Origin of the sequence: Edaphobacter aggregans DSM 19364 (assembly GCF_000745965.1) — a bacterium.
In the GTDB taxonomy this organism is placed as follows: Bacteria; Acidobacteriota; Terriglobia; order Terriglobales; family Acidobacteriaceae; genus Edaphobacter; species Edaphobacter aggregans.
Genome location: NZ_JQKI01000112.1, coordinates 1 through 15411 on the forward strand (window position 1 = coordinate 1; position 15411 = coordinate 15411).

The 15411-nt window shown below is 56.7% G+C and carries 12 protein-coding genes, 1 tRNA gene and 2 pseudogenes; 12 read left to right on the forward strand and 3 right to left on the reverse strand.

The window, feature by feature from the left end; genetic code table 11:
- Positions 1–660, reverse strand: a pseudogene (locus tag Q363_RS24865) (4-hydroxybutyrate CoA-transferase); the annotation flags it as partial.
- Between the two features lie 787 nt (positions 661–1447).
- Here Q363_RS24865 and Q363_RS46765 point away from each other — a divergent pair.
- The 6 genes and pseudogenes from Q363_RS46765 to Q363_RS24895 form a co-directional block, all read left to right on the forward strand.
- A pseudogene (locus tag Q363_RS46765) lies at positions 1448–1564 on the forward strand (hypothetical protein); the annotation flags it as partial.
- Between the two features lie 117 nt (positions 1565–1681).
- Entirely contained in the window at positions 1682–2494 is an 813-nt protein-coding gene (locus tag Q363_RS24875; protein WP_245632451.1) for a hypothetical protein, read from the forward strand.
- A gap of 355 nt (positions 2495–2849) precedes the next feature.
- The gene (locus tag Q363_RS24880) at positions 2850–3551 is read left to right on the forward strand and encodes a hypothetical protein (protein WP_035356207.1); all 702 of its coding nucleotides are present in this window, start codon (positions 2850–2852) and stop codon (positions 3549–3551) included.
- A 116-nt stretch (positions 3552–3667) separates the two neighbouring features.
- Positions 3668–4927, forward strand: a complete 1260-nt coding sequence (locus tag Q363_RS24885) for a spinster family MFS transporter (protein WP_051979285.1) — start codon at positions 3668–3670, stop codon at positions 4925–4927.
- On the forward strand, positions 4924–6093 hold the full coding sequence (locus tag Q363_RS24890) for a glycosyltransferase (protein WP_035356210.1): 1170 nt from the start codon (positions 4924–4926) through the stop codon (positions 6091–6093). The genes Q363_RS24885 and Q363_RS24890 overlap by 4 nt, the downstream gene beginning before the upstream one ends.
- A 266-nt stretch (positions 6094–6359) precedes the next feature.
- Positions 6360–7334, forward strand: a complete 975-nt coding sequence (locus Q363_RS24895) for a tetratricopeptide repeat protein (RefSeq protein WP_035356212.1) — start codon at positions 6360–6362, stop codon at positions 7332–7334.
- Positions 7335–7356: 22 nt separating this feature from the next.
- Here the strand turns inward: Q363_RS24895 and ispG are convergent, their stop codons facing one another.
- Positions 7357–8589 carry a flavodoxin-dependent (E)-4-hydroxy-3-methylbut-2-enyl-diphosphate synthase gene (ispG, locus tag Q363_RS24900; RefSeq protein WP_035356213.1) on the reverse strand — a complete coding sequence of 411 codons (1233 nt, stop codon included), beginning with the start codon at positions 8587–8589 and terminating at the stop codon, positions 7357–7359.
- Positions 8590–8652: 63 nt separating this feature from the next.
- Here ispG and Q363_RS24905 point away from each other — a divergent pair.
- From Q363_RS24905 to Q363_RS24915, 3 genes are all read left to right on the forward strand, one after another.
- A tRNA-Arg gene (locus tag Q363_RS24905) sits at positions 8653–8729 on the forward strand.
- 278 nt (positions 8730–9007) lie between these two features.
- Positions 9008–9610, forward strand: coding sequence for a nucleotidyltransferase domain-containing protein (locus tag Q363_RS24910; RefSeq protein WP_035356215.1), 603 nt, complete (start codon positions 9008–9010; stop codon positions 9608–9610).
- Positions 9588–10034 (forward strand): hypothetical protein, encoded by a 447-nt coding sequence (locus tag Q363_RS24915; protein ID WP_157467503.1) that lies wholly within the window; start codon positions 9588–9590, stop codon positions 10032–10034. Before Q363_RS24910 ends, Q363_RS24915 begins: the two co-directional genes overlap by 23 nt.
- A gap of 725 nt (positions 10035–10759) precedes the next feature.
- On the opposite strand, the gene Q363_RS24920 is transcribed toward Q363_RS24915, so the two are convergent.
- The gene (locus tag Q363_RS24920; RefSeq protein WP_035356219.1) at positions 10760–11770 is read right to left on the reverse strand and encodes a tyrosine-type recombinase/integrase; all 1011 of its coding nucleotides are present in this window, start codon (positions 11768–11770) and stop codon (positions 10760–10762) included.
- Positions 11771–12715: 945 nt separating this feature from the next.
- On the opposite strand from Q363_RS24920, the gene Q363_RS41130 reads away from it, so the two are divergent.
- From Q363_RS41130 to Q363_RS46770, 3 genes are all read left to right on the forward strand, one after another.
- Complete coding sequence (locus Q363_RS41130; RefSeq protein ID WP_157467504.1) at positions 12716–13477, forward strand: hypothetical protein; 762 nt, start codon at positions 12716–12718, stop codon at positions 13475–13477.
- 48 nt (positions 13478–13525) lie between these two features.
- A complete protein-coding gene (locus Q363_RS41135; protein ID WP_157467506.1) occupies positions 13526–14890 on the forward strand; it encodes a hypothetical protein in 1365 nt (454 codons plus the stop codon).
- Between the two features lie 332 nt (positions 14891–15222).
- Positions 15223–15411 (forward strand): transposase (locus tag Q363_RS46770; protein ID WP_211256338.1); only part of this gene is annotated, 189 nt, incomplete at its 3' end.

Here is a 15411-nt window from a genome sequence, read left to right on the forward strand (position 1 = left end):
TACGGCGTTCGGCATGCCGCCGATCCCTATCTGAAGGCAGGAGCCATCCTCGATTTCGGCTGCGATGCGCAGAGCTACCGTGCGATCAATCTCGCCCGGGTCCGGGTTGGGCAGCTCCACGCACGGTTGATGATCTCCCTCAATGATGAAATCGACCTCGCTCACATGCACGCCGTTCTCTTTGCCGAATACGTATGGCATCTCACGATTGATCTCGACAATCACCACCTTCGCGCGTTCGACGACGGCACGTTGCCACAAATTTGTCGGGCCGAAGTTGAAATATCCACCGTCGTCCATGGGGCAAGTTTTAAAGATGGCGATGTCCACGGGATCGAGAAAGCGCCGGTAATAATCAGGCACCTCTCCCAGATTCAGCGGCACATAGTTGCAACGGCCTGCGTCGTGTTTCCTGCGGTCGTAGGTTGAAAAATGCCAGCTGAAGATGTGGAAATGCTTGCCTTCCGGATCGTCTTCGATCACAGCGCGGGGGCGTAACGACAGGCAGGAGCGGATCTTGACGTTCGTTAGTTCGTCTTTGCGTGCAGCCAGCGCCTGATCGAAGACATCGGGCTGGCAATGCGACACGCCATAGTCCAGCCACATGCCGGATTTGACCAGGCTGGCTGCGTGTTCCGAGGAGATCGTTTCACCAGGCATCTGTGAGCCCTTTGCCAGTGCGATTCGCGTTTAGGAGAAGAGTTTATACCGAAGACCGCGGAGAAGGGTTCTCAGTTCTCGCTATCAGGCGATGTCATGACGCAGCCATAACGAGTGAATCACGGGCCACCCGCACCTTACCGGTTCCGATTGCGTCCTTTGGTCGCCGAAGACCCGGGGCTTAGCGCCCTTTTAGTTAATGCTCCTAAGCTGGGATGGTGACGGTGCAAAGAATTGGAAACTGAGCCGCAGTTGGACTCATACAAAATTCGAGGCGTTGGAGGAGATGTATGCCGAGCTCGTCCTCCAGCTTCACCAGCAGTCGTTCAATGTGAAGCTGCTGTGCAGCAACACCCTCCTTGAAAACCGGTCCTATGTTAATCACCATGCTTCCATCGGAACTGAGAATTTTTGCCACTTATCACACAGCTCTAGAAGCCAGCCAACCCAACGATCAGGCGGGACATTACCGTCATAGACTCACATTGATTTTTGAGTATCGGTGAGATAGCGCACAGACAGCAGGGCCCACTTCAGTCCATTGTAATTAGACAATTTATACTCAAAGTATTCCCCAGCGTTTGTAAGATAACGATTCGCGGTAAGGTTCGCCCCATCGGGTTTATGAGACGACCGAAAAGGGCAAAATCACCAATGTAAATTGGAGGCATCCATGCGCAGTGTATTAGTGCCTTTCGCTCTGAATCTCTCCTTCGCTCTCCTCGCTGCTCAAGCGGCGGCCGCTCAGAAGTTCGCAATCACTGATCTCGGTACCCTGCCCGGAGGAATGGACAGCGTGGGATATGGCATCAACGAGTCCGGCCAAGTAACAGGTTATTCGGGGACCCCCGAGGGTCCTGTACGTGCTTTTTTGTATAGCGAAGGGAAGATGTCGGACTTGGGCACACTGCCTGGGGGGAACAGGAGCGTTGGATATGCCATCACCGGGGGTGGGAAGAGAGGGAGAAAGGAGTGGGGAAGAGAGGACGAGAGGAGAGAGCGAGGAGGAGAAAGAATCCAGGTGACAGGTCAGTCGAACACCGCAGAGGGTGCGAACCACGCTTTCCTGTACAGCAACGGCACGATGTCCGATTTGGGCACCCTGCCCAATTTGCCCAGCCAGGACAGCTACAGCGCTGGACTTGCCATCAACGAGTCTGGCCAGGTGACAGGCGTTTCAGGGATCTTTCAGGGTCATGGACATGCTTTTTTGTATAGCCACGGCAAGATGTCGGATTTGGGCACCCTGCCTGGGGGAAGCGACAGCGCAGGATCCGGCATCAATGAGTCCGGCGAGGTGACAGGCATTGCTGATAGCGCAGGGTTATGCTGTCACGCTTTTCTGTATAGCCATGGCAAGATGTCGGATCTCGGAACGCTGCCCGGGGGGAGCACAAGCAGTGGAATTGGCATCAACGAGTTCGGTGAGGTGACAGGCTCCTCGGATGCCGCCCAGGTCACCGGGGGCGACACCCATGCCTTCTTGTACAGCAATGGCAGGATGCTCGACTTGGGCACGCTGCCCGGGCAATCTTCGAGTATCGGTCAGGGGATTAACCGGTCCGGGCAAGTGGTAGGTTTCACGTCTTCCGGGCAGTTCTCAAACTTCCGCGCTTTCCTGTACAACGATGGCGTCATGAAAGATCTCAATGACCTGATCGAGACGAATTCAGGGTGGTCTCTTTGGTTTGCCTACTCGATCAACGATCGCGGACAGATTACGGGATATGGCACCAACAACGGAGCAATTCATGCGTTTCTACTCACTCCAGTGTGCTCAGATGTGCACGGTTGGACCGACAGAGAGCATGGCAGAGACGACAGCTGCGACTAGGAAAAGCGGGCGATGCGCGCGCGGAACGCGAACCGTCTCACCTAAGAGCACGGCTTCAGCTGCCCCGAACCGTGCCCTGAGGGAGAGGCGCTTCACAGCCCTAAGCTACTGCTTTTCCACAGCCCACCAACCAAAAAGCCTGTCAAGCCCCTATCTTCCATAAATTGAACAAAATAAACCACATCCAAGTTGCCGATTAATTTCCCTCACCACGCTATACTTTAACTAGACCTCAACCAAAGCCCGGCGCGTCGAGCCGGGCTTTTTCCATTAACTCGCAAGCCAGAAGCAGGGAAGTACCCCACTAAACCACCTGTTTCTAAAAGTTTGCACAAAAAGTACGGAGGGCCCCCCCATGGACGACGCAGCAAACCTCATCGAGCAGATCAAAGACAGCACCACAACCTACCGCAAACACCAGTGCCGCCACACCATGCCCGAAGGCACCCGCTGCGGCTCCCCAGCCATGACCGGAGAACGGTACTGTTACTATCACCACGCCACCCGGAAACCCGTCGCAGACGCACGCCAGCGCCGCGCCCGCCGCAACTCCTTCGACATGCCCTCTCCCAACTCCCGCGCCGAGATCCAGGACAGCATCGGCCGCATCATCTCCCACGTCGCCGGCAACGACATCGATCTCCGCCGCGCCGGTCTCCTCCTCTACGCCCTCCAGCTAGCCTCCACCAACCTCACCGAGCACCAACGCCACCACAAAACCGCCAAGCCCAACCTCTCGACCGACCCAGAGCCAGCCCGAAAGCTCGAACACCCCCACTACCGCACCGGCCCCAAACCCCAGTTCGCTCCAAACGGCGAACCCATCTCCACCATTCAGATCACGCAACCGCAACCCGAAGACTCTGCCCCCGACTTCACTGCGCCGCCCGCAAAGTGGCATCGCCTCAACCCCGCCACAGGCCGCCTCCTCCTCGAACAGCTCGGCCGCCACCACGGCCGCGAACTGCTCCCCGGCTCACCCGAAGGACCGCCGCAACCACGCCGGAGCTTCCACCGAAGTCCTCGCCACCGTCCAAGCCGTCGCTGTCAGATCTAAAGTTGTCATTTCGACCGGAGCGGCGCAGCCGCGGAGTGGAGAAACCTGCTTCTTCACCGACGCCGCAGACAGCGCAACTGACACAGCAGACGCAACCGGCTGCTATCCTCCGAATGATGGCCTCCGCCACCAAACCAGCAGGGAAGTCCGTCTCCATCGCCGGAGCCACCACCGCGCTCATCCTTCTCACCGCGCTCAACTTCGTCAACTACATCGATCGCTATATCCTCCCCGGCGTTCAGGAGCAGATCAAAGGCGAGTTCCGCCTCACCGACGAGCACATCGGAACCCTCACCTTCTGGTTCATGATCGCCTACATGGCCACCTCGCCCGTCACAGGCTGGCTCGGCGACCGTTTCCCGCGCAAACCCATGATCGTCGTCGCCGCCCTCTTCTGGTCCGGCATCAACTTCTTCACCGCCTCCGTCACCTCCTACGACTCGCTCAACCTCCGTCACGCCGCCCTCGGAATCGGTGAGGCAAGCTTCGGAATCTTCGCCCCCGCGCTCCTCTCGGACTTCTATCCGCCCGAGCAGCGCAATCGCGTTCTTACCATCTTCAACGTCGCCATCCCCGTCGGAGCCGCCCTCGGCTACCTCGTCGGCGGAGTCATCGGCGAGCGCTACGGCTGGCGCCACGCCTTCATCGTCTCCGCCATCCCCGGAGTCATCATCGCTCTCCTCATCCTCTTCTTCATGAAGGAGCCCGAACGCGGAGCCAGCCAGCACGAAAAAGCGAAGCTCGAGAAGAGAACCGTCCTCACCCTCATCAAGAACAAGGCGTACCTCGCCTCCATCCTCGGCTACGCCGCCGTAACATTTTCCCTCGGCGGAATCTCCTGGTGGATGCCGTCCTTCCTCCAGCGCATCGGCGGACGAACACAATCGAACGCCGCCTTCCTCATGGGAGCCATCACTGTCGTCACCGGCCTCCTCGGAACCATCACCGGAGGCGTCATCGCCCAGCGCTGGTCAAAGAAAACTCCAAAGGCTCTCTACCTCGTACCAGCCATCAGCGCCGCCCTTGCCGTTCCGCCGGCGCTGGTCTGCTTCTTCGGTCCGCATAACCTGACCGTTCCATCGCTCGCACTCGCCATCTTCCTCATCTTCCTCGGAACCGGCCCGGTGAACGCAGCCACCATGAACGCCGTCCGCCCCGAGGTCCGCGCCACCGCAATGGCCGGACAACTCTTCATCATCCACGCGCTCGGCGACGCCATCTCGCCCCGCATCATCGGAGCCGTCAGCGACCGCTCCACCCTCAACCTCGGCCTCGGCTCCACCCTCATCACCCTGCTGCTCGCCGCCGTCATCTTCTTCATCGGCGCGCGCTACGCTCCGCCGCTGACCGAAGAAGCTCCCATCGCAGCCGCATGAAGCTCCTCGCCTGGCTCATCGCCCTCGCGTGGCTCTGGAAAGCGATCACCGCAGCCCGCGGCCTCCCGCGAATCACAAACCTCCTCGAGCCACAATTCGACCTCGAGCCCGCAGGCGCACCATCCATCGTCGTCATCGTTCCCGCGCGCAACGAGGAACAAGCGCTGCCCGCAGCCCTCGCCTCGCTCCTCGCGCAGGACTACAACAACCTGAGAATCATCGCCGTCGACGACCGCTCCACCGACCGAACCGCAGCCATCCTCGACACACTCGCAGCGCAGAACCCCGCGCGCCTCCGCGCCCTGCACGTCAAGGAACTCCCGCACGGCTGGCTCGGCAAACCGCACGCGATGGCGCTCGCCGCCCGCCACGCCATCGCCGTCGATCAACCTGATTACCTGCTCTTCACCGACGCCGACGTCCTTTTCACCCCGCAGGCAATCCGGCGATCGCTCGCGCAGGCCGTCATCACGAACGCCGACCACTTCGTCACCTTCCCAACTCCGATCGTCAAGACCATCGGCGAAGGAGTCCTGCTCGGATACCTCGGAGTGATGGGACTCTGGGCCGCGCGCCCCTGGAAAATCTCCGATCCCAAGGCCGTTCGCGACTCCATCGGCATCGGAGCTTTCAACCTCCTGCGCACCTCCGCCTACCAGCAACTCGGTGGCTTCGACGCCCTCCGCATGGAGATCCTCGAAGACCTCACACTCGCCCACCGCGTCAAGCTCGCCAATCTCCGCCAGCGAGTCGCCTTCGCGCCCCGCATGGTCTCCCTCCACTGGGCCGCAGGCGCGATCGGAGTCGTCAACGTGATGACGAAAAATCTCTTCGCTGTCTTCCGCTTCCGAATCATCTTTGTCCTCGCCGCCTGCCTCGGACTCACAGCGCTCTGCCTCGGACCGTTTCTCTTCCTCATCGCGACGTCAACACGCTTTGCAGCGGTCCTCGCCATCATCTCGATCGCCGCGCTCTACGCAGTGTCAAAGCGGCACTCGAAGATTTCAGTCTGGTACGCGCTCTCGTTTCCGGCGGGCGCACTGCTGTTTTTCTACTCCCTTCTGCGCTCCGCATTCATCACCCTGCGCGAGGGGGGCATCACTTGGCGAGGAACGTTTTACTCACTCGCTGAACTCCGCAACAACCGGTCCTCGAAAAAAATCTAGCTAACCGCTTCTTCAGACTCTTGTCTAATCCGCCAGATAGAAGAGAGAACTCAAAGGTGCTTGTTAACCAGGCTGCCTGCTGAACCGTTGTATGAGCGACGGAAGATCATGACACTCAGAACGACTCTTCTACCGAAGAACAGCAAGAGCTAACAGGCTTTTATAAATTCATCTCGAAAACGTGACGAACGACGGAACCATCGTCACCACACGTCGTAATCACGTCGTAAATCGCTCGCAATTCAATCACTGCCCTGAGGTGGTCTATGACGATGTTGCCGCTTGTTCATCGAACGAACCCGTGTGTCAGTTTCTGGACGCGAGCTCTCACTCTCTTCATCGTTTTGTCCATTTACGAACACGCCCGACCGCAGCAGCCCACAGCGACTGCGTCCAGCACCGACCTCGCCCAGGAACGCCATGTGATCGATGTGGCAGAACGAGAGCATGTCCCCGAAGCAACCATAGGCTATCTTTGGGGCCGGCTCGCCTCCGGCTACGCCGCACAAGCTGACTTCGCGCGTGCCGAAGACGCCTACTTCCGTTCGCTTCGTTTGTTAAAAGATGCACCCGAAGCGCAGAAAAACTATGCGACACTGCTCGACAATCTGGGCGTTCTCTATCTCGCTTACGATCGCAGAACCGAAGCCGAGCAATATCTGAAAAGCGCCTTTGCCGCACGCAAAAAGCAAGGCGACATAATCCCAATCGGAATTAGTCAGATGCATCTCGCCGAACTTGCTCTCGCCAACCACAAGTTCAAACAAGCGGAGAAGATCGCAACTGAGGCTCAAGCCAACCTAACCGCAGCAGGCGACTCAGGCAGAGCCGGCCTCATCGGCGCATTCGTTGCGCTTGCCTACGCCCGTTGTGAGCGCAATAAGTGCGCTGAGGGGCTGCACGATGCGGAACAAGCCATGGAACTGGCGCGCTTCGTCTACCCCTCAGATTCGTTGCCGACAGGTCACGTGTTGATGGCAATGGGATTTGCAAAATGGAAGAGCGGCGACAATCAGCAGGCCGAGAAGATGATGCTTGAGGGTATTCACATCGTCACAACGAAGAACGCTCCGGGAGCGCCCAACTCAAGGCTCGCATTATTTGAGTACCGAGACTTTTTGAACTCGATGAACCGAAGTCTCGACGTAAAGCGAATCGACGATCAGCTCGCTCTGACAACGCCGCAGCCATGCGCCAACTGCACCGTAAACGTCAACAGCATGTCCAACGCGTTGCGATGACGCATGACTTGAGAATCTTCGACTAAGCCTCGACCAGCACCCGTCCGTAACGCTTCTCGACGTACTCGTTCAGAATCTCCTGGAACTCCTCGACGATGCGGTCTCCCTTGAGCGTCGTATAGAGCTTGCCGTCCACATACACCGGAGCCTTCGGCTCTTCGAACGTTCCCGGCAGCGAGATGCCGATGTTCGCGTGCTTCGACTCGCCCGGTCCGTTGACGATGCAGCCCATCACGGCGAGCTTCAGCTCCTCGACACCGGCGTAATGCTTCTTCCACTCCGGCATCTGCTCGACGAGATAGCCCTGAATCCGCTCCGCCAGCTCCTGGAAGTACGTCGAGGTAGTGCGTCCGCAGCCCGGGCAGCTCGTTACCTGTGGCATGAAGCTGCGAATGCCCAGCGACTGGAGGATCTGCTGTCCGCAGCGAACCTCCTCCGAGCGATCGCCTCCCGGAGTCGGCGTCAGGCTCACACGAATCGTGTCCCCGATGCCCGACAGCAACAGAGGTGCAAGCCCCGCGGCTGAGGCTACGATGCCCTTCATCCCCATGCCTGCCTCGGTCAGCCCGAGGTGCAGTGCGTGGTCGCAACGCCGCGCCAGCTCCGTGTAGACATCGATCAGGTCGCGCACGCCCGAGACCTTCGCGCTCAGCACGATTTGGTCGCGACGCAGCCCATAGCGTTCGGCCGCCACAGCGTTGTCCAACGCCGAGACCACCATTGCCTCCATCATCACGTCGCGCGCAGGACGAGGATCGGCGGCCTTCGAGTTCTCGTCCATCATCTTCGTCAATAGCGCCTGATCCAGCGAGCCCCAGTTCACGCCGATGCGCACCGGCTTCTGATGCTTGACTGCGACTTCAACCATCGTGCGGAAGTTATCGTCATCCTTGCGCCCAATCGAGACGTTTCCGGGATTGATCCTGTACTTCGCCAGGGCCTTCGCGGTCTCGGGATACTTCGCCAGCAGCAGGTGGCCGTTGTAGTGAAAGTCACCGATGATCGGCGTCGTCCAACCCTTGTTCGCGAGGCCTTCGACGATGTACGGAACGGCCTTCGCCGCGTCGTCGTTGTTTACGGTCACGCGAACCATCTCGGAGCCGGCGCGCGCCAGTGCGGCGACCTGCTGAACAGTGCTCTCGACATCCGCCGTATCGGTGTTAGTCATCGACTGCACCACAACCGGCGCCTCCGACCCCACGCGAACTCCACCAATATTGACCGTTACTGCACGACGACGCTGTATCTCAGGCATAATTCTCCACCCTCAAGTTTACCATCCGGCACTCGGAACCACTCGCGATACACTAGCGATCAAGGCCCGGTAGCTCAGTTGCATAGAGCAGCGCACTCCTAACGCGAAGGTCGCAGGTTGGACTCCTGCCCGGGCCACCATAAACCTAACAAAGTAAAATAGATATAAAGTGATGCGCTGAGTCGATTTGCAGTCGAGACGGATTGGTACAACGATTGGTACACCTTGCCCTATTGCAGCTCATTGGGTGATTTTGATAGCCATGACAGATATATGGCATAGGCCGGTGTACCCGACACTGCATAGGATCCCACATATTTGGCACCGCCGAGGCTCGAACGAACGTCGCGCTTCCGATCTGGCTATCGTCCACCGGATTTAGGTTGTCGTTCTCATCTTGAGTACAATCGTTCTCGTAATGAGAACACGCGATACATCACTTGGGAACCTTCTTTTCGGCCAAACGCGGGGTCGCGTTCTGAGCACTCTCTACGGCACGCCAGATGAGGCTTTCTTCGTTCGGCAGATCGCTCGCAGCGTCGATGTCAGTGTTGGAACTGTCCAACGCGAGCTGACTACGCTTGCCGACGCGGGTCTCATCCTTCGAGCGCAAACCGGGAACCAGGTTTTCTATCGTGCGAACCGCGACCATCCTGCGTATGCCGAGTTGCACACGCTTCTTGCCAAAACTACTGGTGTATTCCATCAGCTTGCGGAGGCGCTTATCCCCTTAGCAAAAAGAATTCAATTTGCTTTTGTCTACGGCTCCTTTGCGCGCGGAGAAGAAAATGCGGACAGCGACATCGACCTGATGGTCGTGGGCTCAGTGACTCTCGACGATTTGCTGGAACGGCTCGCCCCGGTGGAGCGCTCCTTAGGCCGCCCTGTGAATCCGACCATTTATTCTCAGAAGGAGTTGAAAGTAAAACTGCAGGCAGATAACCATTTTCTGAAGGCCATTCAGAAAGGCAAGAGCACCTTCCTAATCGGAGACGAGCATGAGTTTAGACAGCTACGTTGAGAACGCCTGGCTCAAAAAAGAAGCGGCGAGTCCGCAGGAGATCACGGACCAGTTGGGTATTGTCGCTCGATGTATGAAAGACGCGAGCGTTGAAGGTATCTCCGATGATCTTCGCTTCTACACGACCTTCAACGCGTTGCTTGCTCTTGCTAATACCGCGCTACGCGCTAGTGGATACCGCACCACGAATCAGCAGGGCCATCACATGCGGACGATTGAGACGCTGGAATACACCATCCATGCGGATAGCAAAACCATTCGCAAGATTCTGGCCTTTTCCAAAAAGCGCAACATCGCGAGCTACGACGCTGCTGGAAGCATCTCAAATGAAGAGCTCAAGCAGATTCTCGTGACTGCTGAGAGTCTGCAAGACGCTGTCCAGACTTGGCTGACGGCGACGCATCCCGAACTCTTGACGCCGTAGCCTCTGCCAATCCGAAGGTTGTCAAATGAAGGGGCAGCAACATCCAACCCAACCGGAACGCCTGCACCGGCGATGCACGGAGTACTCGCACTGCGCCATCCGTAAAGGCTCTCCGCTTTGCTCCGACCGCCCAAGCGGCGCTGACGCGGCCTTGACTGCTGGCTCCCTAGCGAGCCAGCGCCAGATAGGAGGAGAATGTATTCTCCTCCTGTTCCACAGGAACACGGCAATGAGTTATTGGCGGGCCATTCGCTGATCGACCTCCTCACGCGATGTCACTGTTCGGTTACTCTGAACCATCCTGGGTGCCATGAGAGCACTGGGCTGTCGGAAGGTGAGAGACAGCGATACGACAAACCGCAAATGACTTAAAATCCGCAGACCTTGACCGGTCGTGGGGGTTCAAATCCCCCTCCGGGCACCATGTAATCAAAGAACTTACATCGAATTGGCCTCTCGATTTTTTGAGAGGCAAAAATGAGTTGGTGGCTGTTTTGGTGGCTGTTGGTTTATACAGTGTCACCGCGTGGCTGTTTTGCGCGTCATCGCGCTGCAGTATGGTGCAGACAGTGACATTCCCCGATGCACAGAGCGTAGCCGAGGCCGGACCGGAGTCAAGGCCGCACATACGCGCGCCGCTTCGCGGTCGCAGAGCCTTGACACCGGCCTCTGAGCCTCGGCTGATGATTCCTAATATCCGGGGAATGTCCTCATGGAAGTGAGCGTCACTTGAAGCCGGATGCGATGCGCTCCACCACCGACAGCCTGTGTGCTGGAGACAAATGGCTGTACCGCGCCGACATAGTGATCGACTTGTGGCCCGCCGCTTCCTGAATTTCCTTGATGCTTGCCCCCGCCATCGCCAGCCATGAGCAGAATGTGTGCCGATTGCAGTGCCACACGTAACCGCTGATGCCCGCGTCTTCCATGCTGGGATGAAACCATGAGCGAGTGTCGAAAGTTCCTTTGTTGCCCTCGCGCGGGAAAACAGGATCGGAAGCATGTTGCTTAGGACGTCGGAGCGATTCAATCGCGGCTACAGCGTCGGAGTTCAAATGGACTGTTCGCACTGAACCGTTCTTCGTCTTCGTGAGTTCGATTGTCTTGCGGTCGAGATGGACCTGCGACCAGGTGCAGGTGTACTGCTCGCTGAGGCGCATTCCGGTGTGAACGCTCACCACGAACTCAGCCAGGTGCTCGGGGAAACGTTTGGAGATGACCTTGTGCAGAGCGGCATACTCTTCCCGGCTGAAGAAGCGCAGACGGCCTGTACCTTCCTTCCGTTGGCGAACCAAGCGGGCCGGATTGACGGACACTTTGCCGTTACGCACACCTTCGCGATAGCAAAGGGAGACGAAGGCTTTGTAGCGATTGGCAGTAGCTGCGGTCTTGCAGTGCTCGCGAAGCCATCGTTCCAGTTCCTGTGGCGTCAGTTCTGCAGCATGGCGAGAGCCCAAGGCTGCACGGACAATCTCACCCTTGCTCTTGTAGTTCCGATTGTCTTTGTGCTGCGCAGCAAATTCGAGCGCATCGTCAATCAGTTCACTGACCGTGACCACCTTGGAGTTGCGCAACTCAGGCAGCTTGCGGCCTGCAGCAGCGTCGGCCTTGCGCGACTGGTACAGCTTGATGGCGTCAGACTTGCGCCCGACCTTTTCGCGGTGCCGCTTTCCTGCCGCGTAGTAGTGAATCCACCAGATGCCGCTGTCTACCGGATTCTCGTATACGCCTCGCACGAAATACTCCTCGATGGCTGCTCCATCGGATATAAAAATATCATTTATCCGATGTCACAGCCACTCAACTATGATTGGGCCCTTACTCGTTCTGGGCGCAACCATACATGGATGAGCACTACTCTGGAGGGAATCCAATTTCACCAAATCACGTTTTAGACCTTGATTGGCAGGCTTTGACGTCGTGTATGAGGTGCTCATCGCATCAGCCGAGCTTAAAGCGCGCGAGAACAATATCATTATCGGCTCACAGAGACTGGTAACATAGTGCTACACCTCGCTGGAGTCAATAAAGATAGGGATTTGCGCGTTGTTGGCTGTTATCAATGGAGAGCACCGGACCTTGTGCGTCAGCATACAGGGTACCCCCTCGTGACGAACATGCTGCACACGCTTCTCCGTCCGGATATTGCCGATGCCGACGATAGGCCAGCCGGCTCAGGATAGAGACTATGGCAGTTCTTCAAACACTAAAGCGAGTGCGCGAATGCGATTCGTTACCTCCCTGGAATTGAGTTCGGGGTGACTTCCCGGGACTCGACGTAGCTATTACTCTGCCCCTGATCTGACGGCTGCCTAAGACGAGGGCAATCCACCTGTGCGAACCTCGATTGGCGATTCCCAAACACATGGGACCGGTGTGGTTGAAGCAGGCAGTGTGCCCGTCTCTTCTAACTGACATTCGATCGTCACCCCGTAATCAAGCTCTCGCGGAACAGGGTAGCACGCATTTGGTCACGGCTCGTCACGTCAGGAGCCACAAGGTGATTCGCTTAGCCAGATCAATGCTCGGTCCATGACCTCGTTTGGATCCCCGGACGAGGTCCGGAGTGCCATAGTATGAGGCTGTCCAGCACATAGCATAATTAATTTGTTGCATTTCTAAAGGAACTCGGCTACTGTTCCGCCACAATTCATTTATCTTTTAGCACCTGGAGATTGCGCTTGCGAGCTTTGAGTCTCTTGCGTTGCACTATTGCTCTGCTGTCACTTGGTTTAGCCAACCCCGCCAACTCGGCGACATTTGATTCAGCCACAGTTCTCTCACGAGCCAGCCAGGCTTTTTCTGGCGGCAAACCCGTTAGTTCAGTCGAACTGACAGGTACGGCGCAGTGGTTTGCCGGTTCTACGAAAGATAGCGGCCCAGCAAAGCTCACAGCTAAGATAAGCGGAGAAAATAAGGTCGAACTTGATCTTAGTAACGGCGCTCGGATTGAAACCCAATCAGGTGTGGGGGATGATCGGGAGTGTACGTGGTCGGGAAAAGATGGCGTTGTTCATGAGGTAGCGTCGGCGAACTGCTGGACTGCAACGGTGTGGTTCCTTCCTCACCTTGCGTTACAGACTGCGGCCCTGCCCGCCGCTCTCAGTGTCCAACCCGGAGCCGTGGTCGCTCAAGGGCCTCAGACCGCTCCACACATTCAACATCAGCTTACGATTGCTCCCGGTAAGACCAAGCCTGCCGTAACGGCGCTCATCCGGTCGTGGAGTACTACAGATCTTGCTCTTGACCCCATAACGCTCCTTCCCAGTGTTCTGAAGTACAACATCCACCCCGACAATAATTCCAGCGTCAACCTGCCGGTAGAGGTGCGCTACAGCAATTACAAGGAAGTGTCCGGCATTCAATTACCCATGCACATCGAGCGTTATGTGAATGGCGGCCTTCAGCTCAGTATCGATATCGATTCAGCAGTTGTCCAATAAACATTTCGCCTAGTGGCTTGAGGTGTCTCAGTGCAGAGATTCTGTGCCTTGGCAGTCATGGTTGTTTTGTGTGTTCTTTCTACTACATTGATCGCTCAAGCACCGGGGACCGGACTCTACCCGTTCGGCTCCTTCGATCAGAGGGGGTTTGACTCCATCAACATCGGAAATCTGAATGTCCATTTCGAGATTCCGATTGTGAACAAGCCAGGGCGTGGACAGGGCTTCCAATACTCACTGGTCTACGACGGTCTGATCTGGTCTCCCGTCAGCTCCTCCGGGGTATCGCAGTGGACCCCCGACACGGGATGGGGGTTTCACGCCCAGTTGAATGGATCGAATCTAGCTATGGCTGGCTATTATGATAATAATCAAGGTCAAAAGAAATGCTTTTTGGATCCTCCAAGCTGGTATTGGGCAGTAACGACATCGAACTACGTTTATCATGACGCATTCGGTCAACAACATCGCTTTAACTACGCGACCGATGAATGTACAGGCACGACAACGGGTGATGGAAATTCCAGTGACGGTTCAGGCTATCGGTTCAATGGCTCGAATGTAGTAACTCGCACTGGATCACAGATAGTCGCCCCGTACAACGGAAGCAGTACCCCGAGTTCGATTACAGACTCGAACGGAAATGTTATCAACAATCATGGCGATGGGACATTCACCGATACTCTCGGTGTAACAGCGCTGACAATAACAGGCGGAGGCAATCCAAGTAGTCCGCGTGTATTTACCTATAAGGTGTCGAACCAGGCTGACGGTTCTACCACGGCTTCTGTTTCAGTCTCATACGTCACTTACACCGTTCAAACCAATTTTGGATGTTCAATTAGTGGGTACGGTCCGCAGGCTGTCGATCTCGTCGACCGAGTCACGCTGGCAGACGGTACATTTTACCAGTTTACCTATGAGGATACGCCTGGCTTCAGTGGATCAGTTACAGGCCGAATCTCTTCGGTGACACTACCGACAGGCGGCACAATCAGCTATTCTTACTCGGGTGGCTGCAACGGGAATGGCTTGAATGCTGATGGAACCATTGGAAGCCTGTCGCGTGTAACTTCTGATGGAACCAGGTCTTACACGCGCGCACAAGTCAATGCCAACGCTACGAGCACAACACTGCAAGACGAACTTACGCGGCAATCGGTTTACCAGTTCACAATCAACGGTGGTCTATTCTACGAGACGCATCGCCAGGTGCACGTGGGAGATAGTGCAACCTCGGTATTGTCTGATGTATCTACCTGCTACAACGGAGCTACTTCAAGTTGTGACGGTAGCCCTATCACGCTCCCCATCATCCACACGCTCACGGCGAGTAGCCAAGATGGAGGTTCACAGCAAAACACTGACAACTACTATGACAGTTCCACCGTCTGCTCACAAAAACGGATATAGCGGACTACACGGGCTCGCTCCTGCAAAGCACTAGTTATTTGTATACCGTAAACGGGCGACTCTCCAACATCTCTGTGAAAGATGGAGCGGGAAATCTTGCGTCACAAGTTACCAATGGCTATGACGAGCAAGCACCAACCTCAACGAGTACATTGGGCATTCCACAGCATCCGACTGTGCCTCCTAACCCGAATAATTCTTGAAGGTTGAAGAAGCGAAAGCTCCGGACATGTTGTCAAGACAGTGTTTAAATAAGCCAAAGAGGCCTATGCGTGTCAGACAATAGCACGACAGAGTGTTTGTTATTCCCTGAGATTTTTCCCAAGCCGGTCGTGGCGCAGTTCGATCAGCGGCAGGGCAGTTCCGATGGCGGCGCCATCCTGTTGAAGGCGGCCGAGCGAGGCTACGGCTTGATCGGCGGCTTGGCCGGGTGCCTGGAAGACAAGCGGCAAGCTGGGAAGATCGAACATTCGTTGCGCGAGTTGCTGGCGCAGCGTGTATTCTCGATTGCCTGCGGCTAC